Source organism: Chelatococcus sambhunathii (assembly GCF_001418005.1).
In the GTDB taxonomy this organism is placed as follows: domain Bacteria; phylum Pseudomonadota; class Alphaproteobacteria; order Rhizobiales; family Beijerinckiaceae; genus Chelatococcus_A; species Chelatococcus_A sambhunathii.
Window position 1 is genome coordinate 151,144 of the sequence record NZ_LIOL01000001.1, and the last position, 22,888, is coordinate 174,031.

21 protein-coding genes and 1 tRNA gene are annotated in these 22,888 nt (G+C 68.1%); 9 read left to right on the top strand and 13 right to left on the bottom strand.

Features of this window, described 5'->3' with window-relative positions; translation table 11 throughout:
- Nucleotides 1-4: 4 nt before the first annotated feature.
- The 5 genes from ASC46_RS00765 to ASC46_RS00790 all read left to right on the top strand — a co-directional run bounded on the left by ASC46_RS00765 (nt 5) and on the right by ASC46_RS00790 (nt 4,905).
- Nucleotides 5-709 carry an ABC transporter permease gene (locus ASC46_RS00765; RefSeq protein ID WP_055457396.1) on the top strand — a complete coding sequence of 235 codons (705 nt, stop codon included), beginning with the start codon at nt 5-7 and terminating at the stop codon, nt 707-709.
- 8 nt (nt 710-717) lie between these two features.
- A complete protein-coding gene (locus tag ASC46_RS00770) occupies nt 718-1,455 on the top strand; it encodes an ATP-binding cassette domain-containing protein (protein ID WP_055457397.1) in 738 nt (245 codons plus the stop codon).
- 15 nt (nt 1,456-1,470) lie between these two features.
- Nucleotides 1,471-2,331: an ABC transporter substrate-binding protein gene (locus ASC46_RS00775; RefSeq protein ID WP_082464651.1), complete on the top strand. Its 861-nt coding sequence runs from the start codon at nt 1,471-1,473 to the stop codon at nt 2,329-2,331.
- Nucleotides 2,332-2,400: 69 nt separating this feature from the next.
- Complete coding sequence (locus ASC46_RS00780; protein ID WP_055457399.1) at nt 2,401-3,291, top strand: glucosamine kinase nucleotide-binding domain-containing protein; 891 nt, start codon at nt 2,401-2,403, stop codon at nt 3,289-3,291.
- Between the two features lie 999 nt (nt 3,292-4,290).
- Nucleotides 4,291-4,905 (top strand): transglutaminase-like cysteine peptidase, encoded by a 615-nt coding sequence (locus ASC46_RS00790; RefSeq protein ID WP_055457401.1) that lies wholly within the window; start codon nt 4,291-4,293, stop codon nt 4,903-4,905.
- An 18-nt stretch (nt 4,906-4,923) separates the two neighbouring features.
- Here ASC46_RS00790 and ASC46_RS00795 read toward each other — a convergent pair whose 3' ends face one another.
- The 5 genes from ASC46_RS00795 to ASC46_RS00815 all read right to left on the bottom strand — a co-directional run bounded on the left by ASC46_RS00795 (nt 4,924) and on the right by ASC46_RS00815 (nt 11,954).
- Nucleotides 4,924-7,068: a GumC family protein gene (locus tag ASC46_RS00795; protein WP_055457402.1), complete on the bottom strand. Its 2,145-nt coding sequence runs from the start codon at nt 7,066-7,068 to the stop codon at nt 4,924-4,926.
- A 217-nt stretch (nt 7,069-7,285) separates the two neighbouring features.
- Nucleotides 7,286-8,038 (bottom strand): metallophosphoesterase, encoded by a 753-nt coding sequence (locus tag ASC46_RS00800; protein WP_055457403.1) that lies wholly within the window; start codon nt 8,036-8,038, stop codon nt 7,286-7,288.
- A gap of 29 nt (nt 8,039-8,067) precedes the next feature.
- A complete protein-coding gene (locus ASC46_RS00805) occupies nt 8,068-9,165 on the bottom strand; it encodes a glycosyltransferase family 4 protein (RefSeq protein ID WP_055457404.1) in 1,098 nt (365 codons plus the stop codon).
- Entirely contained in the window at nt 9,162-10,679 is a 1,518-nt protein-coding gene (locus ASC46_RS00810; RefSeq protein ID WP_055457405.1) for a hypothetical protein, read from the bottom strand. The genes ASC46_RS00805 and ASC46_RS00810 overlap by 4 nt, the downstream gene beginning before the upstream one ends.
- A gap of 15 nt (nt 10,680-10,694) precedes the next feature.
- Nucleotides 10,695-11,954, bottom strand: a complete 1,260-nt coding sequence (locus tag ASC46_RS00815) for a glycosyltransferase (RefSeq protein WP_055457406.1) — start codon at nt 11,952-11,954, stop codon at nt 10,695-10,697.
- Nucleotides 11,955-12,120: 166 nt separating this feature from the next.
- Here ASC46_RS00815 and ASC46_RS00820 point away from each other — a divergent pair, with 166 nt between their 5' ends.
- Nucleotides 12,121-13,545: an O-antigen ligase family protein gene (locus ASC46_RS00820; RefSeq protein WP_055457407.1), complete on the top strand. Its 1,425-nt coding sequence runs from the start codon at nt 12,121-12,123 to the stop codon at nt 13,543-13,545.
- Between the two features lie 3 nt (nt 13,546-13,548).
- On the opposite strand, the gene ASC46_RS00825 is transcribed toward ASC46_RS00820, so the two are convergent.
- The 3 genes from ASC46_RS00825 to ASC46_RS00835 all read right to left on the bottom strand — a co-directional run bounded on the left by ASC46_RS00825 (nt 13,549) and on the right by ASC46_RS00835 (nt 15,694).
- Nucleotides 13,549-14,382 carry a WecB/TagA/CpsF family glycosyltransferase gene (locus ASC46_RS00825; RefSeq protein ID WP_055457408.1) on the bottom strand — a complete coding sequence of 278 codons (834 nt, stop codon included), beginning with the start codon at nt 14,380-14,382 and terminating at the stop codon, nt 13,549-13,551.
- A complete protein-coding gene (locus ASC46_RS00830) occupies nt 14,351-14,788 on the bottom strand; it encodes a hypothetical protein (RefSeq protein ID WP_055457409.1) in 438 nt (145 codons plus the stop codon). The genes ASC46_RS00825 and ASC46_RS00830 overlap by 32 nt, the downstream gene beginning before the upstream one ends.
- Before the next feature lie 186 nt (nt 14,789-14,974).
- Nucleotides 14,975-15,694: a sugar transferase gene (locus ASC46_RS00835; protein WP_055457410.1), complete on the bottom strand. Its 720-nt coding sequence runs from the start codon at nt 15,692-15,694 to the stop codon at nt 14,975-14,977.
- Nucleotides 15,695-16,149: 455 nt separating this feature from the next.
- Between ASC46_RS00835 and ASC46_RS00840 the strand changes: the two genes are divergently transcribed.
- Nucleotides 16,150-17,151, top strand: coding sequence for a UDP-glucuronic acid decarboxylase family protein (locus ASC46_RS00840; protein WP_055457411.1), 1,002 nt, complete (start codon nt 16,150-16,152; stop codon nt 17,149-17,151).
- Nucleotides 17,152-17,171: 20 nt separating this feature from the next.
- Here ASC46_RS00840 and ASC46_RS00845 read toward each other — a convergent pair whose 3' ends face one another.
- The 3 genes from ASC46_RS00845 to ASC46_RS00855 are packed head-to-tail and all read right to left on the bottom strand — an operon-like array spanning nt 17,172 to nt 19,312.
- On the bottom strand, nt 17,172-17,954 hold the full coding sequence (locus tag ASC46_RS00845) for an SDR family oxidoreductase (RefSeq protein WP_055457412.1): 783 nt from the start codon (nt 17,952-17,954) through the stop codon (nt 17,172-17,174).
- Nucleotides 17,955-17,981: 27 nt separating this feature from the next.
- Entirely contained in the window at nt 17,982-18,521 is a 540-nt protein-coding gene (locus ASC46_RS00850) for a 2,4'-dihydroxyacetophenone dioxygenase family protein (protein ID WP_055457413.1), read from the bottom strand.
- Nucleotides 18,522-18,538: 17 nt separating this feature from the next.
- Nucleotides 18,539-19,312 (bottom strand): SDR family NAD(P)-dependent oxidoreductase, encoded by a 774-nt coding sequence (locus tag ASC46_RS00855; protein WP_055457414.1) that lies wholly within the window; start codon nt 19,310-19,312, stop codon nt 18,539-18,541.
- A gap of 253 nt (nt 19,313-19,565) precedes the next feature.
- Here ASC46_RS00855 and ASC46_RS00860 point away from each other — a divergent pair, with 253 nt between their 5' ends.
- Nucleotides 19,566-19,997 (top strand): SAM-dependent methyltransferase, encoded by a 432-nt coding sequence (locus ASC46_RS00860; RefSeq protein WP_055457882.1) that lies wholly within the window; start codon nt 19,566-19,568, stop codon nt 19,995-19,997.
- Nucleotides 19,998-20,260: 263 nt separating this feature from the next.
- Here ASC46_RS00860 and ASC46_RS00865 read toward each other — a convergent pair.
- Both ASC46_RS00865 and ASC46_RS00870 read right to left on the bottom strand, forming a co-directional pair.
- Nucleotides 20,261-20,336: transfer RNA gene (locus ASC46_RS00865), tRNA-Lys, on the bottom strand.
- Between the two features lie 164 nt (nt 20,337-20,500).
- Nucleotides 20,501-22,069, bottom strand: coding sequence for a 2-isopropylmalate synthase (locus ASC46_RS00870; protein ID WP_055457415.1), 1,569 nt, complete (start codon nt 22,067-22,069; stop codon nt 20,501-20,503).
- Nucleotides 22,070-22,515: 446 nt separating this feature from the next.
- Here ASC46_RS00870 and ASC46_RS00875 point away from each other — a divergent pair, with 446 nt between their 5' ends.
- Nucleotides 22,516-22,848: a hypothetical protein gene (locus ASC46_RS00875; protein WP_055457416.1), complete on the top strand. Its 333-nt coding sequence runs from the start codon at nt 22,516-22,518 to the stop codon at nt 22,846-22,848.
- Nucleotides 22,849-22,888 lie beyond the last annotated feature (40 nt).

Here is a 22,888-nt window from a genome sequence, read left to right on the forward strand (position 1 = left end):
CAGATTGCAGGGTTTAGATGAAGCATTGGCGGCGGCGTGGCGGCTGATCGTCACGGGTGACACAGCCCTCGTCGAGATTGTCGCCCTCTCGCTGAAGGTCAGCCTTACCGCCGTCTTCTGTGCCGCCGTGGTCGGTCTGCCGCTCGGCGCGGTCCTGGCGCTCGTCCGATTTCCCGGTCGCGGTCCCGTCATCGTCGTCATCGATGCCCTGATGGGCCTGCCGCCGGTGGTCGCAGGTCTCTTCGTCTATCTTCTCCTCTCCCGCGCCGGTCCCCTCGGCCCGTACGGCCTGCTGTTCACCCCGACGGCCATGGTGATCGCCCAGACCCTGCTGGTGATCCCGATCATCGCGGCGCTGACCCGGCAGGTGGTCACCGACCTCTGGGCGGAATACTGCGAGCAACTCACCTCCCTCGGGGCCGGCCGACTGCGGGCCGTGCCGACGCTTCTGTGGGACGCGCGCTCCAGCCTCGTCACGGCGATCCTTGCCGGGCTCGGCCGCGCCATGGCGGAGGTCGGCGCCATCCTCGTCGTGGGCGGCAACATCGACGGCGTCACGCGCACCATGACGACGGCCATCGCGCTCGAGACGAGCAAGGGCGACCTGCCCCTTGCCCTCGGCCTCGGCATCGTGTTGCTCGTCATCGTGCTCGCCATCAACGCCGCGGCCCACATGCTTGGCGCCACGGCCCGCCGCGCCGCGGGATGAGGCCGCCGATGCATGCCCGGGCCACCATCCTTCCCCTCAGCCTCGACCGGGTGACCTATGCGCGCGGCGGCGAGACACTCATCGACGGCATCTCGGTCACCATTGGTTCGTCGAGCCGCACCGTCGTCCTTGGCCCCAACGGCGCCGGCAAGAGCCTGCTGCTGCGCCTGTGCCACGGCCTGGTCGCGCCGACCGACGGCGCGGTGCGCTGGGCCGGCGCCGACGCCTTCGGACGCCGCGACACCGCCGGGCGGCAGGCGATGGTCTTCCAGCGGCCGGTGCTGCTGCGCCGCTCGGCCCTCGCCAACATCACCTATGCCCTGGCGCTGCAAGGCCGCCTCGAGCGCGGCGAGCGCGATGCGCGTGCCCGCGAAGCGCTCGCGAGCGTCGGTCTCGCCCATGTCGCCGAGCGGCCGGCGCGCGTGCTCTCCGGTGGAGAGCAGCAGCGCCTCGCGATTGCGCGCGCGGCCGCCCTTGAGCCGGACGTGCTTTTCCTCGACGAGCCGACGGCCAGCCTCGATCCCGGCGCCTCCCGCGCGATCGAGGACGCCATCCGCGCCATCGACGCCGCCGGCACCAAGATCATCATGACGACGCACGATCTCGGCCAGGCCCGACGCCTCGCCGAAGAGGTGCTGTTTCTCTGCCGCGGCCGGCTCATGGAGCATACCCCCGCTGGGGAATTCTTCGAGCACCCGCGCACGCCGCAGGCGGCCGCCTTCCTGCGCGGCGACCTCGTGGCCTGAACGATTGGGCCGGCGATGACAATGAGGCTGTTCGAAACGACCCGCCGCGCCGTCATCGCCGCGGCCGTGGGCGCAGCAATCTGGGGATTTGCGGCCCCGGCCGGGGCGCAGACGGCGGAAAGGCCCTTCATCACCGTCGCCTCCACGACCTCCACCGAGCAATCCGGCCTCTTCAAGCATCTCCTGCCGCAGTTCACCGGGAAGACCGGCATCGAGGTGCGCGTCGTCGCGGTCGGCACCGGCCAGGCGCTGAAGATCGGCGAGCGCGGCGATGCCGACCTGGTCTTCGTCCACGCCAGAAGCGCGGAGGAGGACTTTGTTGCCAAGGGCTTCGGCGTTGGCCGCTCCGACGTCATGTACAACGACTTCGTCCTCGTGGGGCCGAAGAGTGACCCGGCCGGCGTCAAGGGTAGTCGCGATGCCGTCAAGGCGCTGCAGGCCATCGCCCGCAAGAAGGCGCCCTTCGTCTCGCGCGGCGACGACAGCGGCACGCACCAGGCCGAGCTCGACCTTTGGCAACGCGCGGCGCTCCATCCCAAGGCCGACGGCAACTGGTATCGCGAGACGGGCTCGGGCATGGGGCCCGCCCTTAACACCGCGGCCGCCATGGACGCCTACATCCTCGCCGATCGCGGCACGTGGCTGAGCTTCAAGAACCGCGGCGATCTCACTCTCCTCGTCGAGGGCGACGACCGGCTCTTCAACCAATACGGCATCATCCTCGTCAATCCGGCGCGCCACGCGCATGTGAAGGAAAAGGAAGCCCGCACCTTCATCAACTGGGTCATCTCGCCCGAGGGCCAGGCGGCCATCGCCGCCTACAGGATCGAGGGCGAGCAGCTCTTCTTCCCCAATGCCCGCAGGAAGGGCGCCTGACCGTCCGACGGCAGCCTGCGCCGCAACGCCGCTTCCTGCGCCGCGCCCGAATCCGTCTATACTTGCGCAATGTTCGTATCGGGCGCAGCAGACACCTTCCTTCTCGGCGTCGACGGCGGGGGCACCCAGTGCCGCCTGCGCCTGCGCTCCGGCGACGGCGCCCTCGTCGGCGAGGCGAGCGGAGGGCCTTCCAATATCCGTTTCGATCCTGAGACGGTAGCCCGCGCCATCCTCGCCGGCTGCCACGCGATCCTCGACCGCGCCGGCCTTCCACGCGAGACGACATCGCTCATCCACGCCGGCTTCGGCCTCGCCGGGGCGGCGCAGACCTCCGCCCGCGAGCAGTTCCTGGCAAGCCGGCTGCCCTTCCGCTCGATCTCGCTCGATACGGATGCCTATGCCGCTTGGCTCGGCGCTTTCGGTGGCGAGAACGGGGCCATCCTCATCGTCGGCACCGGCTCCTGCGGCCTGTCGATCGTCAACGGGGAGCGAACCTACGTGGGTGGCTGGGGGGCCGAGATTTCCGACGAAGGCAGCGGGCTAGCAATCGGCCGCGAGGCGATCAGGCGGGCGCTCTGGGCCCATGACGGGCGGGCGACGATGACCGCGCTGGCAGAGACGCTGCTCGACGGCTTCGGCCGCAATCCCGAGATGATCATCGACTGGGCGCGCTCTGCCCGTCCGGCCGATTTCGCGCGCCTGGCGCCACTCGTCTTCGATTATGCGAACCAGCGTGATCCCTTGGCCATAAGCCTCGTGGAGACAGCCGCGCGTGATGTCACCCGCATCGCCGAGCGCCTTCTTTCCGCTGGCGCTCCACGACTGTGCCTCATGGGCGGCGTCGCCGGCGCGTTGAGGCCCTGGCTGCCGCCCTATGTCACTGACAGGATCGTCCCGGCGGCGGCCGACGCGACCGAAGGGGCTATCCTGATGGCCTGCCGGGCGGCTGGCGGCAACTGACCCTGCAGACTACGGTCAATAAGGCCGCTTTCTCTTTTACTAAAAAACTGATAAATTTTTACCGATCTCTAATGGAGGGGCGCGGCCATGTTACCGCTCATTCGGTCTCGTTACACCTTGGCGGCCTTGGCCGCAGCAGGTGCTTATGCCTTGTCTTTCGTCCCGGCCGGTGCCCAGCAGGCTCCGACGATCAACCTCGGCCCGTTCCAGGCCATCGTGTGCCAGCCTGTTCCGCCAAACACGGCTCCGGCTTTCGTGCTCGAGCGCGGCGGCCAGTGCCCCGTCGGATTCGTCGCCGTGGTTGCCGATCGGCCTGCCGCGATTGACGCGCCCTCTCCGCTTGCTGACAACTCGAGCAGCAGCGGCTAAGCCGGCAGAAGAAGAAGCGTAGACGAGACAGCGTTCGGCAGTTTCATCTGAAAACCCGCAGACCTTCTGCGGGTTTTGTTTTGCATCCAACCGTCCGCCCCGCCCGGACAAATTGCTCCTGAGCGCGGCCCGAGCGGCAGCCTTTCCCCTCCTTGCGACATTGCTCCGCCGGTCTGCACGGCTGTGGCTGGAGCCCCCAAAGGGGAACGCAGCCCCGGCATGAGGCCGGGCAGCCCGCCTGCCCCTTCCCGCAGAAAATCGTCCAGGATTCGAGGGCCAGGGCAGGAATGCTGCCCTCGATATCCCCTTGGATCGGCGACGCCGCGCGAGGACACGCGCGGCCGTCATGCCGCACGCCCATCGGCGCACTGAGGCCGGAGCCGGGGCCCCGCAAGGTAGAGAATACCTCGCCACTGAACGATTGAACGCCGCGCGCCTCGATCAAAGGCAACCACCAAACCCATAAAACCCTATGGTTAACAGTTACTTCAAATTTTACCATAAGTTGAATTAAGATTAGGATGATAATCTTCGACAATGAATACGTACAATTGCGCTTTTATCAGCAGGGGATATTTATAAGAAGGGACGCAGAATTGCCGCATTCGAAACAATAAGAGGCGTCCCACCATGAAGACCAAAGAGCTTGCCATTGCCGCAGCCGCAATGCTGTGCATGTCTGCGGCCCCAGCCATGACCGCCCCCTCTGTCGACCCGCTCGAGGAGGTTGGGCTCGGCACTTCGACGCACATCCACCTCGGAATGTCCGTGCCGATCCCCCAGGGCTATTACGAACTTTGCATCGCCCAGCCGTCCGTCTGTCGCCCGCGCAAGGGCCAGGCGGATGTCACACGCGACGGTCAGGTGGTCCTGTCGCGCAAGAGGCTGCAGCAGATGGTGGCCGTCAACGCCGCGGTCAACCGCAGCATGCGCGCTGTCGAGGACATCAACCGGCTCGGCGTCGCGGACAAGTGGAGCATTGGCGGTGCGTCGGGCGACTGCGAGGATTTCGCTCTGACGAAGCGCCAGCGCCTGCTCGCGCAGGGCTGGCCCTCCAGCGCCCTTCTCATCGCGCTTGTGCGCACGTCGTGGGGCCAGCAGCACGCCGTGCTGCTGGTGCGCACCGACAGGGGCGACTATGCCCTCGATAACCTCGTTCAGGAGGTCAAGCCCTGGCGCAGCACGTCCTATTCCTGGGAAAAGGTACAGTCACCGACGCAGATGTGGGTCTGGCACAACGTCTGATCTGGCGCCGGGCGGGCCTCACGCGCTCCCGCCCGGCTTTCGACCTTTGGCTGCATAGGGATAGTAGCTTCCCTCCCCCGATGCCGCAGCGACCCCGTTGAGCGCGACATAGACCGTCTCGCCCTTGACCCGGCGAAGTTCCTTGAGGCTCTGCAGCACCTCGCGCTGCGTCGTCGTCTTCCAGTGCACGACATAGAGCACCACGTCGGCATAGACGGCGAGCAGCAACGGATCGGAGACGACGGCCAGCGGTGGCGCATCGAGAATGATGACGTCGAAGGCCTTGCGGCAACCCTCGAGCAACGCCCGGAAACGGGCTGAATCGAGGATGCTCTCGGCCGGGAAGAACTGGGCATCGCCGCTGATGAAGGCCGACATGTCGCTGAGCGGGTCTATGACCCGCACATCGTTGACATGGGCTGTCGTGGCCCGGTCGGCGAGGATGTCGACAAGGCCCGTCTTGACGTCGACCTTGAGCAGGCGATGCACACTCGGCTTGCGCAGGTCGCAGTCGATGAGGAGCGTTCTGCGGCCTGCCAGAGCCGCCGCCCGGCCGAGTGCGACGGCCGTGACGGACTTGCCCTCCCCCGGCTTCGTCGAGGTGACGAGCACGACCTTTCCCCCCGCCTCGCCTTCGCCGGCGCTCATCAGGATGTCGAGCCCCAGGCGCAGGCGGCGGATCGCCTCGGCGTAGCCCGAGCCGGGCTCGCGCACCACCTTGTCCTGCACTGGCACGGCGGCTCTGGCCGACTCGACCTGCGGCAGGCTTGCGACGACGTCGAGCCCCGTCGCCTCCTCGACCTCGTCCGCCTTGAGGAAGCCGCGTCCAAAGGTGTCGCGAACCCAGGCGATACCGAAACCCGCACCGAAGGCGAGGAACAGCGAGGCGACGAGGATCGGCAACGTCGGCGGAAAGCTCGGCCGCACCGCGGCCATCGCCTCGGCGACGATGCGGCTGTCCGCCAGCACGAGGCCACGCTGCTGGCTCACCTGTCTAAGGCGACCGAGGTAGTTCTGATAGAGCGCGCGGTTCGCCGCCACCTCTTCGCGCAGCTTGTAGAGCTGGACCGACGCATCAGCCGGCAAGTCTGACGTGTTGACGAGCATGTCGAGGTCGCGGCGCACCTGCTGTGCGCGCTGCTCGGACGCATCGGCCGCGCGCTGCAGTTCCTCGGTGCGGGCACGGCCGAGCGCCACGATCCGGGCATCGATGGCAGCGATGCGTGTGCGCAGGGCTGTAACCCGCGCCGGCGGCAACCTTCCGGCCGACAGTTGCCGCTCGATCTCCCGGCGCTCCTCGGTGAGGGCATCGCTCTCGCCCCCTGCCAAGGCCCTTGCGATGCCGGTGGTGTCTGCGTCTTGCACCAGGGGCTCGAGCGTTCGCAGCCGCGCGAGCGCATCAGTCCGTGCGGCAATGTCCTCCTCGAGAGCCGTCCGGAGCGAAACCAGGCGGTTGCGGCCGTCCTCCCCCATCCGCTCCATCGCCTGCTCCAGCGTGAATCGGTCGAGTTCGGCTTCGGCCCGCCGCAGTTCCTCGCCGAGGTCGGTCACGCGGCTGGCGAGAACGCGCTCCGCATTCGCCACGAGCCGCAGCCGGCTCGCGATCTGGTCTTCAATATAGGCCTGGGCATAGGCATTGGCGATGCGGGCCGCCTTGTCCGGATCGCGCGAGGAGGCTTCGATGGCGATGATCGAGGTGACGCCGCGGCGGGCGATGTCGACGCGCCGCGCCAGCCGGTCGATGATGCGCCGCTCGACGCGCGGCGGAAGGGGCTGTCCCGGCTGCGCCTGCCCCTCGGACCCATCGACGGCGGCCGGCCACAATCCCGCGGCGATCTGGGTTAGAAGATCCGGCCGGTTAAATTCCTCGTCGTCCTGCAGGTTGAGCCGGGCGATGACGCGCCGCGCGATCACCGGCGAGGCCATGATCTCCACCTCACCGTCGACGGCGCCGATATTGGGCGGAGCGGGCGTAACGTTGTCGAGGCTGACCAGCCTCTGCTCCCGCGGGTCGATCATGACGAGCGTCGTCGCGGAATAGCGCGAGGGGATCTGCGACAGTACAAGGATGACGAGCCCCAGAACGGCGATGACCGTGACGGCGATGGTGAATCGCTGGCGACGCAGCAGGCCCGTAAGCGACTGGAGATCGAACTCGTTCAAGGGTGCCCCTCCTCCCGGCCGGTCGCCCCGTCGCGGGGCGGCACGGGACTCGTCGACCAGGGTATCGGCTTTCGGAAGAGCGCAGCGGAGATGGCGTTGCGCGGCGAATGCGGAAGACGCACGAACGCCATGAGCTCTCCTTATCCCCGAACGGGACAACTGACAGCAAAAAGGCTAGCACGCTGAAGGGGCGGGCGACAACGCGCACGACGACTGCCTATGACGTGAGAAAACGATACCCCCGCCCCTCGAGGCACAGGCACGACAGCACGTCCGAGGCGAAGGCTCCTGTGTCGATTCCGATGCGGTTCCGACAGACCTCGGGCGCCGCGACGATCGTATGGCCGTGAACGACAACCTTCTCGTAGACCTCTGCCGCATTCAGGAACGGCCGGCGGATGCCGACGAGATCCTCCGGACGCTGCTGCGCGAGTGGCACCCCCGGCCTGATGCCAGCATGCACGAAGAGATAGTCGCCGACGACATGCGTCAGCGCGCAGCGTCGCAGGAAATCGACATGACCCTGCGGCATGTGCCGCCGCAGGACATCTGGCAGTTCCGGAAAGCCGCGCTCTGGCGCGAGGTTGCGCCAATCGATACCGTAGGATGCGAGCGTCGCGTCGCCGCCGTTCGTCAGCCAGGCCATGGCATCGCCGCTGCCCATCAGCGCGGAAAGGAGCATGACCTCATGGTTGCCGATGAGCGGATGGAAGGCGGCGCCCGGTAGCGGCCCGGCCGCCAGCATCTCAAGCACCTGCGCCGAGTCCGGCCCCCGGTCGACATAGTCCCCGAGCGTCACCAGCGCCACCTCTCCGCCATGGCCTCGTGTGTCCTCCGCGATGGCGGCAAGCACGCGGGCGAGCAGATCCGCCCGCCCGTGGACATCGCCGACGCAATAGACGCGCAGCCCCTCCGGCACTGCCGCAGCGCCGAGGCTGACGGTGCGCAGCCGGCGGCGCGCCGAAAACATCCCCGACCATCGTGCGCGTCGCGCCGCGATCATCCCGTCCTCCCCGCCGCCCTGCGCCACACCTGCACAAGCCGTTCGATGAAGACCGCGCTGTCGAGATCGGCCGTATGGCGCACCGCCGCCGCTTCTCCCATGCGCCGGCGCATCTCCCCGTCGCCGATGAGCACGGTGAGCGCATCGGCAAGCGCACCCGCGTCGCCCACGGGCACGAGCCGGCCCTCGACCCCGTCATGGAGGATCTCCGGGACAGCTCCGACCGGGGTCGCCACAACCGGCTTGCCCGCCGCCATCGCCTCCACGATGCTCATCGGCAGGTTCTCGGCCCGGGACGGCAGGACGACGATATCGGCCCGCCCCGCCAGCATCTTTGCCGCGCCCGCATCGAGCCAGCCGGGAAAGGTGACGAGCCCCGACAGGCCGAGGCTTTCCGCCCGCGCGCGAAAGCGCTCCACAGCTCCGTTGCCGGCGATCGTGCAGCGCCAGCCACCAACGCTGCGCCCGCGCAACAGGGACAGCGCGTCGAGCAGCACGTCGGTGCCCTTGCGCTCGCCGACCTCGCCAAGCACGACGAGATGTACGCCGCCATCCTCATGTTCCGCCGCAGCCGGGACGCGTGGCACGGCATTGTAGACGATCGCCGTCGCCACCTCCGGCCCGGCGATGCGCGTGACGAAATCCCGCCAGTGATTGCCAAGCACCACAACGCAGGTCGCACGGCGGAACAGGGTGCGGATCGCCGCCTGCATGAAGGAGCCGCAGGCGGCGTAGTAATCGTCGAAATTGGCTCCGTGCAGATGCACCACGACAGGAACGCCCACGAGCGACAGGACGCGCTCCATCAACGCCTTGCGCAGCACGCTGCCACGAGTGGCGAGATTGAGATGCGCCACATCCGCCCCGCCGCTGAGGCCGAGAGCAAGGCAGCGCGCGAGCGCACCGGCGAAGACAAGGGGCGACAGGAGCTTGCCGAGGCGGCCCCGCGTCGTCACGCAGATGAGCCGCACATCCTCCCCGCCCCTGTCGGCGAGCGCTGCGGCCATCGCCTCGACGACCCGGTCCATGCCCCCGTCGATGCCGAGGCGGGTCACGATAACGGTCAGGGTCGGCCCGGCGGCTGCGGCTGTCATGGCACGGCCTCTCGCCCTGCGGACGCGGGCAGGAAACGCAGAAGTCGCGGCATCGCTGCGGCGACGATGGCGTGTTCCGCCGCCGGCAGCCGCCGCGCCCGGCCGAGCACCACGGCAAGGTGCACGAGCGCCGCCAGCGCCGCGACGAGGATCTGCATGGCCGGCATCACATCCGCCGCCATCAGACGCGCGCCCATGCCGACAATGAGCGCGCTCGCGACGACGACGAGGAGGAAGGGCAGATCGCAGATGCCGCGCACGCCGCTCCTCCTGAGGCTCGCCGCGAGCAGGAGCAGACGCGCGCCGATGTCGAGAATCGGGATGACAAGGGCAGCAACGAGCGGCATCACCAGACCGGTCAGGATGAGCATCCCGAGCCAGAAGAGACCGATGGGCAGGACGGTGGCGAGCGCCCGCCGGCGCGCCATCACGGCAGCCGCCGTCTCCAGGCTGCGATAGAAGCCATAGAGCGGCGGCAGGACGAAGAGCACCGGCAGCAGCCAGTCGAGACCCGCAAAACGCCCGCCGGCGAGCAGCGCCAGCACCGCCGGCCCGCCGGCAAGCAGGCCGACGACAGCCGTGGAGAAGACGACGAGGTCGAGCTTGAACACGAGCGACAGCGCCGCCGCCATTGGGGCCTGCGAGCCGGCGCGCGCCGCATGGCTCATCACCGCCGGCTCGATGAAGGGCGACAGCACAATGCCCGATGTCAGGCGCAGGAAGCTCAACATTAGCCCCTGCATGAAGGAGAAGGCCGCGAGGAGTTCGACCGGCATCGCCCCCGACACCGCCAGACGCACTGCGGGCGGGCTCATGACCATGGCGCCGGCCGTGCTGAGATAGCTCGCGCCGGCAAGCGCCACGAGGTTCTGCCGCGGCGTCTGCCCGCTCCCGGACATCGCGCCGAGCCGGGCAACACCCACCGCTGCCGCGCCGACGAGGGCGAGCCCGGCAAGGGCTGTGGTCGCGGCGCAAAGCATGACGACGGTCGCTGCCTCCACGGGCCAGCCGAGCCCAACGGCCGTCACGAGGGCGGCGAGCCGTACAAGTGGCTCGCCGACGGCGACGGCGCGGCTCAGCCGTTGTTGCCCAAGGACTTGGCAGATGCTTTCGGCGTCGCTCGCGAGGAGAAGTCCCGCTGCCCAGACAACGGCGGCGGCGATCAGCACGCCGTGGGCCAATGCCGGCAGGAAACCGCCCGCCGACGCCAGGAAGGCGACGAGGGCGAACAGGGCGAGCACGCCGAGCCGCACCGCCGCGACGCGGCCCAGCAAGCGCCGCAGGCCGGGACCGTCGCCCGCATGATGACGCGCGCTCGCCTCATAGGCGAGCACCGTCGGCACGCCAAAGAGCAGGAGCGACTGCGCCAGGAGGGCTGCCGCCATTGCCACCGCATAGCCGGCATAATCGGCGAGCGGCAGCACGCGTACGACGAGGAGCTGGAAGGCAAAGCCGAGCGCGACGGCGGCGAGGCGCCCGCTGGCGAAGATGAGGAGGCTGCTGCCGAGGCTCACGGGCGCATGCACAGATCAGTCCCCCGCGACGTCCGACGGCACCGGCCGACAGTCGAGACCGATGACGCGGAAGAGGCCTTGATACACCGCCTCGGGCGAATGATGACGCTCGACATAGGCGAAGGCGGCAGCCCGGCAGGCGGCCCTCTTCCCGTCATCAGCCAGGAGCGCCTCGATGCGGATGGCGAAGGCCTCGCCGTCCGCGGCCTCGAGCACGCAGCCCGCGGCCTCCTCCTTCAGGCCGGCGCGCGCAAGCGGGCTCGCCACCACCGGCAGGCCGTGCGCCAGATAGTCGAGGAGCTTGACGTTGAGCCCGCTGCCGATGCGCTGCGGCGCGATGGCGAGTGCCGCGCGCGACAGGTACGGTGCAAGATCGGCCACGGCGCCATGCCGCTCCACCCCCCGCGGCAGATCGGGGAAAGCCGTGCCGATGGCGCCGACGACATCGAGGCGAATCTTCGGCCGCCGCCCCTGCAGGCGCGGCCAGACGTCGCCCAAAAACCATTCGAGGGCATCGACATTGGCCGGATTGTGCGAACCGACGAAGACGAGCCGATCGGGATCGGCGGCCGCCTGCGCAACACGCACCGCCCTGCGCGGCATCGAGGCGACCAGCACGGGCGGGGCAGCGGGATGGGCCGAGAGCTGCCGCGCCTCCTCCTCCTGGATCGCCACGGCGGCATCGAGGCCGCTGACGAGCCCCACCTCCTCGTTGAGCGTCATCGCCGGCACGTCAGGCAAACGCCCCTGCTCCACGAAACGGTGGTGGCGCAGCGACATGAGATCGTGAAGATAGACGATGCCGCGCGCGCCATGTGCCATGGCAAGGCGGGCAAGCGGCGCAAGAAAGACATAGTCCGCGATGACGGCGCGGCATGGTGCACGCGCCAGCTCGGCCTCGACCGTTGCGATCTCCCCGGCCGTCACGGGCAGGGTGGCCGGCCAGACGCCGGGCGAGCCCCGCCCGCTGCGCAGGATCCGCCCGGCGATCGCTCCGATGGCGCCGATCCACGGGCCGGGCCGCGTCGCGACGACCCACCGGCCCAGCCGCAGAGCCTGCGCGCAATGGAGGCGGTCGAAGCTGCCAGCGGGTAGGTCGATGCGCATGGCCGGCCGCCGCCCGAAGGCGCGCGCAGAGACGACGAGGAGGTCGACGCGCGCCCCTCGGTCCCGCAGCGCTTCGGCCAGCGCGACGAGAACGGCCGTGTTGCCGACGCGCGCATGGGTCGGCACCCGCCGCATGACGATGAGGATTCTCGGCCCCGCCTGCCCCAACGCATCTCCTCCGGCGTGGGACGCCTCCGCGCCCGCCCGCCGGCATCATTGTCGGGCCGGCCTTGCTCGGCCGCAAGGGGCACACTGCCGCCCGCCATGGACCGGTGCGGCAGACCTGAACTAGGATCGCGGCGCGGGAAGATCACGGGCAGGCGACCAAACAGCCATGACAGCAAGCGTTGCCAGCCATCCGGAAGGGGACCGCACGATCACGGCGCCGCAGGCCGTCCTCTCCACCCCCGCGCGCCTTCTCATCGCTGCCTGGGGCATCTTTCTCGGCCTGCTGCCCCTGCCGCTCGCGTCGAACCGTCCGCTGTTCTGGTGCATCAACGCTGTCGTTGCGGGCTGCTTCGTCGCGGCCGTCGCCCTGCTACGACCAGCGCCCACGCGCTTCGATGGCCTGATTCGCACCGGCCTTGTCCTGAGCGCGCTGCTTGCCACCGCCCTTCTCGGCTGGATGCTGGTGCAGGCGCTGATGCCGCTCGCACTTGGCTCTCCCCTTGCTGATCCGATCTGGGCGGCGGCTGCGGAGGCCCTTGGCGAGCCGCTGACGGCCCGCATCACCGCGGCGCCCTGGCAGACGCTGCTCGCGGCGCTGCGCTTCGCCACGGCCGCCGCCGTCTTCTGGGTGACCTTGCGGCTCGCCACGCACCCGGGCGGCGCCGCGGCCCTCCTGCGCTGGCTCATGTGGGCGAGCGCCGCCTATGCGCTCTACGGCCTGGTGCTCAACCTCATGGGGTCCAGCACCATCCTCTGGTTCGAGAAATGGGCCTATCGCGATTCGCTGACCGCCACCTTCGTCAACCGGAATGCCGCCGCGGCCTATTTCGGCATCGGCCTTCTCGCCGCGCTCGCGGAAGCGATCTGCGCCGTCCGGCGGCGGTCGGCGACTTCGCTCGCCTATCTGCTTCTGCTCCTCGTGCCGCTCGCCATCCTGGCCAACGCCATCGTCCTCACCGGCTCGCGCTCCGGCGCGGCCGCAACGGCCCTTGCGGCGGGCGTCGGCCTGCTGCTCCTCGTCAGCGTCCGGCGCGCGCCTGTCCTGATCGTCCCGCTCCTCGCCGTCATGCTCGTCGGCCTGGCGCTGGCGACCCTGCATGTCAGCGGCGCCCATCTGATGGCGCGCATCGAGGCCGACGGTGGATCGGGCCAGTCACGCCTGTGGCTCTACCGCACGGTCGCCGAGATGATCGCGGCCCGGCCGCTCACCGGCATCGGCGCCGGCACCTTCCAGCTCGTCTTCCCGGCGTGGCGCGAGCCGGGGCAGGAGATGTTTCTCATCTGGGCTCAGGCCCATAACATCTACCTGGAACTCGCCGTCGAGCTCGGCCTGCCGGCCGCGGCGGCCATGCTCCTGCTCGTCATGCTGCTCATGCTGATGTGCGCCCGCGCGCTGCGCCGCTCCGAGAGCGACTGGCACGTCGCGCTCTTCGCCCTGACGAGCTGGCTCCTGCTCGCGGTCCAGGGCCTCGTCGATTTCGCGCTCCAGTACCAGGCGATCACCTTGACCGCCGCCGCCGCCCTCGCCATGGGCATCGTCAGTGCGGCCAAGCCGGCGAGCGAACCAGCACGACCACGCCAAAGCCGATAAAAATCAGCTTCTTGCCTGCCGTTCCGGAATCACTTTCTGCGCACGGCGCAGGCCGTTTTCCCTGACCTCGCGCAGAAAGAGAAGCATCAAGGGCAGGAGCGAACCGGCATAGCGGCGCCAGAGGCGACGCGGCTCCTGCAGGAGGCGGTGCAGCCATTCGAGCCCGAGCGTCTGCATCAGCGCCGGCGCCCGCCGCTTGCGGCCGGCAAGAAACTCGAGCGCCGCCCCGATGCAGAAGGCCGTGCCGCAGCTGCGCCCCTCCTCCAGAATGGCAAGCGCGAGCCGCTCCGACTGCGGAGAGCCGACGGCGAGGAAGACGAAGCGCGCGGGATGCTCCGCCACGAAATCGAGCGCAGCCCGCCACGCCAGCGGGTTATGGGCCAATCCCATGGGCGGGGCATGGAAGTGCCAGCGGTACTGTGGAAAATGCTGCTGCAGCGCCTCGCCGAGCGCGGCATTCGCGCCAACCACGGCAAGCGTGTCGCCCGGCACGAGCACCTCGGCGAACAGCCTCTCCATCACGTCGGTGCCGTTGAGATGAGGCAGGTCGAGCCCCACGAGCTTGCCGAGACGCTCGATCTGGTGGCTGTCGCACCAGCACATCCAGGCCGCCTCGTAGGCGCCCAACAGGTCCGGCTGGCGGGACAGACGCACGACATGATCGACATTCGGCGTCGCCACATAGGCGAAGCGGTCTGCCGGGCTGCAGGCCTTCAGCCGGTGGAGCACCGCATCCTTGGGCAGAAGATCGAAGGGGGCGCCGAGGAACTTGATCCTTGGCGCGGCGAGCGGCTCGCGCGCCGCCTCAGCGGGACTTGCGGATCGGGCTGTCGGCACCTTGGCCCTCTGTCTTGCCGATCGATTTGCGAGCCGTCTCGCCGGCCCGCCGGCCTTCCCGCTCCTTCATCATCGCGGCGGTGCGCGCGAGGGCAGAAGCAGCGATGTCAACCTCGCCGAGACGCTCGGCAACGTCGTCCGGCCCACCAGCGGCCGCGTGGCGCACAGCACCGCTGCGCTGCGAATGCGCCAGCTCTAGCAGCAGGACGAGCATGAGGCCTCCGTTGAAGGCAAGGACGGCCGTTCCGGCGCCGGCCGCAAGGCCGGACCATCCACCGGACGCGCCGCCCGCAATGCCGCCTGCGACCGCGGCTAGAAAGGATCCGCCGGCCCAGGCGACGGCCTTGCCGCGCCGACCGGCGACGAGACCAAGGACCAGTGCCCCGAGAGCGATGGTGATCAGCATGGCGATACGTTCCACGGTTCTGGGAACGGAACATTGGGGCAGGATATCCCTGCCGGAGCGCATTCAGGCCTCTGATTGAATCGACAAGACCTTACCATTGTCCCGAATGCAGCTCCAGTCTCGCGCCCGACTGCTAAGAAGAGGTTTCGTTCCACATCGACCGCGGCCAGAAGGATCGGCGGCATGTCACGTCCCCGACCCGGTCCAGAACTCCCGCGCGGCCGTCACAACGAGAATGACGAGATCGAGCAGGAGGGAATAACGACGGATGTAGGCAAGATCGCAGATGACGCGCCGCGTGGCGTGCGTCGGGTCGGTGACCGCACCCCGCCAACCAGCCAGTTGGGCAAGGCCCGTCATGCCGGGCCGCACCAGATGGCGGAGCGGATAGGCAGGAACCACGGTTTCGTAGCGCTCGCCATTGACCAGCATACCGACGGGATGGGCGCGCGGCCCCACAAGCGACATGTCGCCCCGCAGCACGTTGATCAGTTGGGGCAGTTCGTCGAGGCTGCGCTGGCGCAGCACGGATCCGAGCGGCGTCACGCGCGGATCGTTGACAACGGTGTGTTTCACGCCCGTCGGATCGCCCCTATCAGCGTACATCGTCCGGAATTTCAACATGAAGAACGGTCGGCCGCCAAGGCCGACGCGCGGCGAGCCGAAGAAGACCGGCCCCCGGCTCGTCGCCTTGATGAGAAGCGCGATGAGGAGGAGGACGGGCAGCAGCAGCAGCAAGCCGCCGAGCGCGCCGGTGATGTCCATGCCGCGCTTGCATGCCCGCGCGGTTCGTGGCCAGCGAACGCCCCGCTCCGAAAGGTCCTCGGCAAGCGCCGCAAGGTCGGCCGCTTCGTACCCGCCGCACCTCGCGGCCAGAAACCGATCCAGCCAGGACGGCGTCTTCACGCCACCTCCCGACGGTTTCTGCCCCAGCGTCGCCCTCTGGGCGCCGCTCCACGTCGACAACCGCATGAAGCAACTCATCATGCCATACGAACCGACGCCAATCCCCCACGGGACGGGCCCCTGCTCTTAGAACGACAGTTTAGATGATCTCCAAACAGGATACTACGGAAAGTTCTTGCCGTCGCGCGATCCTGAACCTTTGACGAATATCGTTAACATGAATGGAATAATGACGCAGAACAACTTCAGCGGTCGCCTTATCGACAAGCACAGGTCCATTCGTTACCGCTCGTCCCGGGAACTGCGTTCACGTTGAAGAGAGTAACGCGCCTTTCGGCCGAATTCGGCGGCTCGCCGTTGCACCCGCGTTCACCTTCCGATTCAATTTGACTTGATATCTTCTTTCCGTTCGGGCCCAATTCGAGCACGACGGTCACGGCCGGACGGGGCGTCCCATGCGTCATATCGATATCGCTGACCGCTTGCCCTCCCGCGCATCGCGCACGGCCCTCGTCACGGGTGGTGCAGGCTTCCTCGGCTCCCATCTTTGCGAGGCGCTACTGCACAAGAAATACAACGTCATCTGCCTCGACAACTTCTTCACCGGTGACCGCAGCAACGTCGAAGGTCTGCTGCACAGCGACAAATTCGAGATCGTGCGCCATGACGTGACCGTGCCGGTCCAAATCGAGGCGAACGAGATCTACAATCTCGCCTGCCCGGCCTCGCCGCTGCACTATCAGGCTTCGCCGGTGGAAACGACGAAGACGAGCGTCCTCGGCGCCATCAACATGCTGGATCTCGCCCGCCGCCTTGGCGTCCGGATTCTCCAGGCCTCGACCTCGGAGGTTTACGGCGACCCGACCGAGCACCCGCAGCGGGAAAGCTACTGGGGCAATGTCAACCCCATCGGCTCGCGCGCCTGCTATGATGAAGGCAAACGGTGCGCCGAGACGCTGTTCTTCGATTATCACCGCGCCCACGGCGTACCGATCAAGGTGGCCCGCATCTTCAACACCTACGGGCCGCGCATGCATCCCAACGACGGGCGCGTGGTCTCCACCTTCATCGTGCAGGCGCTGACCGGGCAGGATCTGACGATCTTCGGCGACGGCACCCAGACGCGCTCGCTCTGCTACGTCGATGATCTCATCCGCGGCCTTGTCGGACTGATGGAAACCGACGGCAATGTCACTGGCCCCATCAATCTCGGCAATCCGGAGGAGGTGTCGATGGCGGAACTGGCGGAACTCGTGATTTCGCTCACCGGCTCGCGCTCGCATATCGTGCGACGCCCGCCGGCAGCGGATGATCCCCGCCAGCGCCGCCCCGACATCTCGCTGGCCGACGAGGTGCTCGACTGGCGCCCTACAGTGCCGATGAAGGTCGGCCTCGGCCGCACCATCGAGTATTTCGACGCCCTCCTGTCGCAGCGTGCGCCAGCGGTCTTTCCGTAACGACCGCCCGGCGCAGGCGCTCAGAAGGTGCCCGGATAGGCACCGCCGTCCATCAGCCAGTTCTGGCCGGTGATGTAGCCGGCGTGCACGCTGCAGAGGAAGGCGCAGGCTGCACCGAACTCGTCCGCTGTGCCGAGGCGCCCGGCCGGATTGGCCGCTGCCATGGCCGCGATCTCCTCTTCCAGCGTCCGCCCGCTCTGGGCGGCGCGCGCCGCAGCCGTACCGCGCAGCCTGTCTGTTTCGAACGGTCCTGGCAGCAGGTTATTGATGGTAACGCCGTACCGCACTGTCTTGCGCGACAAGCCGGCGATGAAGCCTGTGAGGCCGGAGCGCGCGCCGTTGGAGAGGCCGAGGATGTCGATCGGTGCCTTCACCGCGCTCGAGGTGATATTGACCACGCGGCCGAAACCGCGCTCCATCATGCCGTCGACCGTGGCCTGTATGAGCGCGATCGGCGTCAACATATTGGCGTCGAGCGCCTTGATCCAGTCCTCGCGCGACCAGTCGCGGAAGTCGCCGGGCGGCGGACCGCCGGCATTGTTGACGAGGATGTCGGGCGCCGGACAGGCGGCAAGCGCCGCCTCGCGCCCCTCAGCGGTCGCGATATCGCCCGCGACCGTCTGCACCCTGATGCCCGGCGCGGCGCGGCGGATCTCGTCCGCCGTCCTCTCCAAATCCGCAGGCGTGCGCGCCGTGATGGTGACATTGACGCCTTCGCGGGCCAGAGCAAGGGCGCAGCCCTTGCCGAGACCCTTGCTCGCCGCACAGACGAGGGCGTTGCGCCCTGCGATGCCGAAATCCATTGCTTTTTTCCCTCGTGGTCGGTCCGCTCAGCGAATGAACTGGTCGATGTAGTCGGCGCCGAGGCCGTTCTTGGAATAATGCGCCCGGCACTTGTCGATGCGCGTGAAGACGTCGTCATAACCCACCGTCCTGCCGTCCGGATCGACGTAGATCATCGCCCCGTTGACCTGGAACAGGGTGATCATCTCCTCCACATGCGGGTCGACGACGAGCGTGTGCGTCTCTCCCGGCGCCTCGTAGGCATAGGAGCCCTCGCGCGCCACCCAGTCGTGCTCCAGATAGCGCCACTCGCCCTTCAGCACGAAGGCGTGCACCGGCTGCGGATGGCGATGGCGCGAGAGCACACCCGACTTGCGCACCTTGAGCAAGTTCATCCAGTAGCCGCGCGAGGCGGCCATCAGCAGCGGCCGGAACCAGACGTTCTCCTCCACCGGCACCCAGATGCGTTCGTCGTTGGGAATGGCATTGGGGATGACGAGCTCCGGCGGCGATTCCCTGGGCTGCGGATGGCGATAGGGCAGCCACTTCTCATCGATGCCGCTGGCGGCGGGATCTTGCCCGTTCATGTCTTGTCCTCCCGAAATCAGACCGTGAGATAGCCGCCATCGATGGCGAGGATGGCGCCGGTGATGAAGCGTGCCGCGGGCGACGCGAGGAAGACGGCGCCGCCCGCCACCTCCTCCGGCGTGCCCCAGCGCCCCATCGGCGTGCGGGAAAGAATGGCGCCGCTGCGCTCCTTATCCTTCTGCAGCGCCTCCGTCAGCGGCGTCGCGATCCAGCCGGGCGCGACCGCGTTGACGCGGATGCCGTCGGCGGCCCAGGCGGCAGCGAGGCTCTTCGTGAGCTGCGCGATGCCACCCTTGGAGGCACTGTAGGCCGGCACGCGCGGACCGCCGAAGAAAGACAGCATCGAGGCGACATTGACAATGGCGCCGCCGCTTTGCGCGAGCTTCGCCTTCGCACCGGCGCACATGCGCATCGTGCCGTTGAGATTGATATCGACCACGTCGGCGAAGACCTCGGGCTCGAACTCGACATCGCGGCGAATGACGCCGGCCGCATTCACCAGCACGTCGAGGCGCTCGAAGCCCGCAAGGAGGCCACTGATGGCTTCATTGTCGCGCACGTCGAGCGGCACGAAGGTGAGCCGCTCCCCGCCAGCCTCCGCGGCACGCTCGCATTCGGCGGCCGTCGCGCCCGTCGCGACGACGCCCGCGCCAAGAGTCGCAAAGGCCCTGGCGCAGCCGAGGCCGATGCCGCTCGTGCCACCCGTGACCAGCACGGACCGGCCGGCGAAGAGATCGGACGCGAAAGCCTGAGTGATCGCCGGGCCCGAGCCCGGTGTCGTTGCCGTCATGTTTCCTCCAGGCCGCGCCGCCGGCGCGGAAGCCTCTTTGGGCCGATTGTTGCGCGGGCTCGCAACCCTTGCCCTACCATCGACCATGTTGACGCCGAACGCCATTCGCGGGATGCAGGCGCGGGTTGTGCTGGCGCGGCAGCTCGCCCGTTGCCGCGCTCCCGGCGCTTGGCTTGCGCCGGTCTAGGGCGCTTGCCAGAATTCCATGATGCTTGCCGGCCTCCGCCGACGGGGCTATCGACCGGGACATCGCATGGGGACGGAACTCTCGCCGCGCCTGCGCGCCATTGTGGATGCCCTTCCACTGTCCAATGGCCTTCGCGTACTGGAAATCGGCTGCGGGCCCGGCGCGATGGCCCGCGCCATCGCGCAACGCATCGGCGACGGGCATGTGCTGGCGATCGATCGCTCGGCCAAGGTCATCGCGCAGGCACGAGCGCTCTCACAGGAGGAGATCGCTGCGGGGCGCCTGAGCCTGCGCCAGATCGCGGCCGAGGAATTCGAACGCGCGCCAGGCGAAGCGTCCTACGACATCGCGGTTGCCATTCGCGTCGGTGCGCTGGACGGCCGCTACCCCGAGGCTGGCCGCAGGATCAGGCGCCGCCTCGTCGCGGCCCTGTCGCCGCAGGGGCGGCTGTTCATCGACGGTGGCGATCCCCTGCGTGAGATCGCGCTCGACGATTGATCCTCTGTCTTTGCTAGCGATACGGTTGCTGACCGTCAGTCATGGATGGGAAGAGTCTCGCGCCCTCTCCCCCGTAACCCGGAGAAGCGACCTGGTCTCGCGACGGGACCGGTCATATCGCCTGCCGCCGCAGCCGCGGAACGGACGACATCCTTCCGTCGCCCATTGGGCCGGCAGCGCCCGCTTCTCCGCGCCGGAACGTCAGCCGGGCAAACGGTCGATGAACGGTACAATCGCAGAAAGGTTCAATTTCACTGAGTTGATGGTGGGCGCACTAGGGCTCGAACCTAGGACCCGCTGATTAAGAGTCAGCTGCTCTACCAACTGAGCTATGCGCCCATCAACATGCCGCACCAGCCATTGCCGGCGGAACGAGCGGGGAAGTAGCAAAGACCGCGGGGCTTGTCCAGCAGGTCCTGTTCATTTTTCCGTCACGGGCCTCGCGGCTGTGGATAGCCGCGGGCCGGGACAGGTGCGGCCCGGCAATGCCGGGCCGCCTTTCCTTATTCGGCGGCGTGGGCGTGCAGCCGCTCGCCGCGCATCAGCAGCTTGTTGAGGGCCGCGAGATAGGCGCGCGCCGAGGCGACCAGCGTGTCGGGATCGGCGCCCCGGCCGGTCACGGACGAGCCCTGCGCCGAGAGCCGCACCGACACCTCGGCCTGGGCATCGGTGCCCTCGGTCACCGCGTGCACCTGATAGAGGTCGAGCACGGCCTCGTGCGGCACCAGCGCCTTGATGGCGTTGAAGGTGGCGTCGACCGGGCCGTTGCCCTCCGCCTCCTCGGTGCGGATCTCGCCGCCGACGTCGAGCTTCATGGTCGCCCGCTGCGGGCCGCGCGTGCCGGCGATGATTGACAGCGACACCAGCTTGACGCGGTCGTGCGCCGTCAGGATCTCCTCGTCGACGAGCGCCTCGATGTCCTCGTCGTAGACGTTCTTCTTGCGGTCGGCGAGGTCCTTGAAGCGGCGGAAGGCATCCTCCAGCGCGTTCTCGCCGAGGTCGTAACCCAGCGCCTTCAGCTTCTCGCGGAAGGCGTGGCGGCCCGAATGCTTGCCCATCACCAGCGACGTCTTGTTCACGCCGACGGATTCGGGCGTCATGATCTCGTAGGTGGAGGCGTTCTTCAGCATGCCGTCCTGGTGGATGCCGCTCTCGTGCGCGAAGGCGTTCCGCCCGACGATCGCCTTGTTGTACTGCACCGGGAAGGACGTGACCGCCGAGACGAGCTTGGAGGCCCGCGTCAGCATCGTCGTGTCGATGCCGGTCTCGTAGGGCAGAATGTCACGGCGCGTCCGGATGGCCATGACGATCTCTTCCAGCGCCGCATTGCCGGCGCGCTCGCCGAGACCGTTGATGGTGCACTCGACCTGGCGCGCGCCGCCCTCGACACCGGCCAGCGAATTGGCGACCGCGAGGCCGAGGTCGTCGTGGCAATGCACCGAGAAGATGGCCTTGTCGGCATTCGGCACCCGTTCGCGGATGGTCCGGAACATGGTGCGGTATTCGTCGGGCGTCGCGTAGCCGACCGTATCCGGCAGGTTGATGGTAGTGGCGCCGGCTTTGATGGCGGCCTCCACGCAGCGGCACAGGTACTCGACCGGCGTGCGCGTCGCGTCCATGGCCGACCACTCGACGTCCTCGACGAGGTTGCGCGCCTGGGCCACCGTCGCGGCGATGATCTCCAGCACCTCCTCCTCGGACTTGCGCATCTGATGGGCGAGGTGGATCGGCGAGGTCGATACGAAGGTGTGGATGCGGCCGCGCTGCGCATGGCGCACCGCCTCCCCCGCCCGGGCGATGTCGCCGGGGATGGCGCGGGCGAGGCCGGCGATCACGGCGCGTTTGGTGCGCCGCGCGATCTCCGATACGGATTCGAAGTCGCCGACCGAGGCGATGGGGAAGCCTGCCTCGATGACGTCCACTCCCATCGTGTCAAGGAGTTCAGCGACCTCCAGCTTCTCCTCGAAGGTCATGGAGGCGCCGGGGCATTGTTCGCCGTCGCGCAGCGTCGTGTCGAAGATGATGACGCGGTCGCTCGCCTTCTTATCGGCGTCGGTCGTGGGATGGGTCATGGTGAACTGTCCTCTTCGGGCAGCACGGCACAGCGGCCGGCGCGTCGTCGAAATTCGTCGATGATCGAGATCTTCGCGTCGTCCCCTGAGTGCCCAGGCATGCGTGCCCAGCCGGCGCTCAGGGGCGGCTAAGGAGAAGAAGCAGACCGGAAAGACGAAGAACGCCGAGCGCGCGCGACGATGCGGCGGCGGATGCCGCGTCTGCCATCGTCATGCTGGAGCCGGAAATGACCACGGCCCGTTCCCCTCGCGCTCGCCCAGCGCACCCGATGCGCTGGCGACATGTCCAGATTGCTTCTAAACGACGACACCCCGTGCTGACAAGCAACACTTTAGCGGCGAATGCACGGCAGGGCCGGTCGATCCGGCTCTTGCCATTGACGCGTCCCAATTGCCCGCCAAGGCTGCCGTGTCGCGATTCCACACCAGAATGGAGAGGTTGAGACATGACGATCCGCGCGCTGCCGACGCTTTTCGGCGCAACCGTGCTGGCACTTTCCCTCGCCGCCTGCAACACGACGGGCGGAAGCCCGACGCAGCAGCAGGCCGCCGCCACCCCGGCCGTGCCGCAGTTGCCGGGCGACAGCGCCTGCGCCCGCGAGATCAACACCTTCCGCGAGATCACCCGCCGCGACGTGGACACCGGCTATCTCAGCCCCACCGTCTACGCCAAGATGACGCCGGAAGTGGACAAGGCCGCGAGCACCTGCACGAGCGGCGCCGACCGCGACGCGGTCGCCATGCTGGCCGCCACCAAGTCGCGCTACGGCTATCGCTGAGCCGGACGACCGGCGGCAGGCTGCGCTTCGAACCTGCCGC

Bases quoted from the DNA above. Each gene is read 5' to 3' on its own strand.
- ASC46_RS00770 (WP_055457397.1), top strand. From the start codon at position 718: ATGCATGCCCGGGCCACCATCCTTCCCCTCAGCCTCGACCGGGTGACC.
- ASC46_RS00775 (WP_082464651.1), top strand. From the start codon at position 1,471: ATGACAATGAGGCTGTTCGAAACGACCCGCCGCGCCGTCATCGCCGCG.
- ASC46_RS00780 (WP_055457399.1), top strand. From the start codon at position 2,401: ATGTTCGTATCGGGCGCAGCAGACACCTTCCTTCTCGGCGTCGACGGC.
- ASC46_RS00790 (WP_055457401.1), top strand. From the start codon at position 4,291: ATGAAGACCAAAGAGCTTGCCATTGCCGCAGCCGCAATGCTGTGCATG.
- ASC46_RS00800 (WP_055457403.1), bottom strand. From the start codon at position 8,038: ATGTTTTCGGCGCGCCGCCGGCTGCGCACCGTCAGCCTCGGCGCTGCG.
- ASC46_RS00805 (WP_055457404.1), bottom strand. From the start codon at position 9,165: ATGACAGCCGCAGCCGCCGGGCCGACCCTGACCGTTATCGTGACCCGC.
- ASC46_RS00820 (WP_055457407.1), top strand. From the start codon at position 12,121: ATGACAGCAAGCGTTGCCAGCCATCCGGAAGGGGACCGCACGATCACG.
- ASC46_RS00830 (WP_055457409.1), bottom strand. From the start codon at position 14,788: ATGCTGATCACCATCGCTCTCGGGGCACTGGTCCTTGGTCTCGTCGCC.
- ASC46_RS00840 (WP_055457411.1), top strand. From the start codon at position 16,150: ATGCGTCATATCGATATCGCTGACCGCTTGCCCTCCCGCGCATCGCGC.
- ASC46_RS00845 (WP_055457412.1), bottom strand. From the start codon at position 17,954: ATGGATTTCGGCATCGCAGGGCGCAACGCCCTCGTCTGTGCGGCGAGC.
- ASC46_RS00850 (WP_055457413.1), bottom strand. From the start codon at position 18,521: ATGAACGGGCAAGATCCCGCCGCCAGCGGCATCGATGAGAAGTGGCTG.
- ASC46_RS00855 (WP_055457414.1), bottom strand. From the start codon at position 19,312: ATGACGGCAACGACACCGGGCTCGGGCCCGGCGATCACTCAGGCTTTC.
- ASC46_RS00860 (WP_055457882.1), top strand. From the start codon at position 19,566: ATGGGGACGGAACTCTCGCCGCGCCTGCGCGCCATTGTGGATGCCCTT.
- ASC46_RS00870 (WP_055457415.1), bottom strand. From the start codon at position 22,069: ATGACCCATCCCACGACCGACGCCGATAAGAAGGCGAGCGACCGCGTC.
- ASC46_RS00875 (WP_055457416.1), top strand. From the start codon at position 22,516: ATGACGATCCGCGCGCTGCCGACGCTTTTCGGCGCAACCGTGCTGGCA.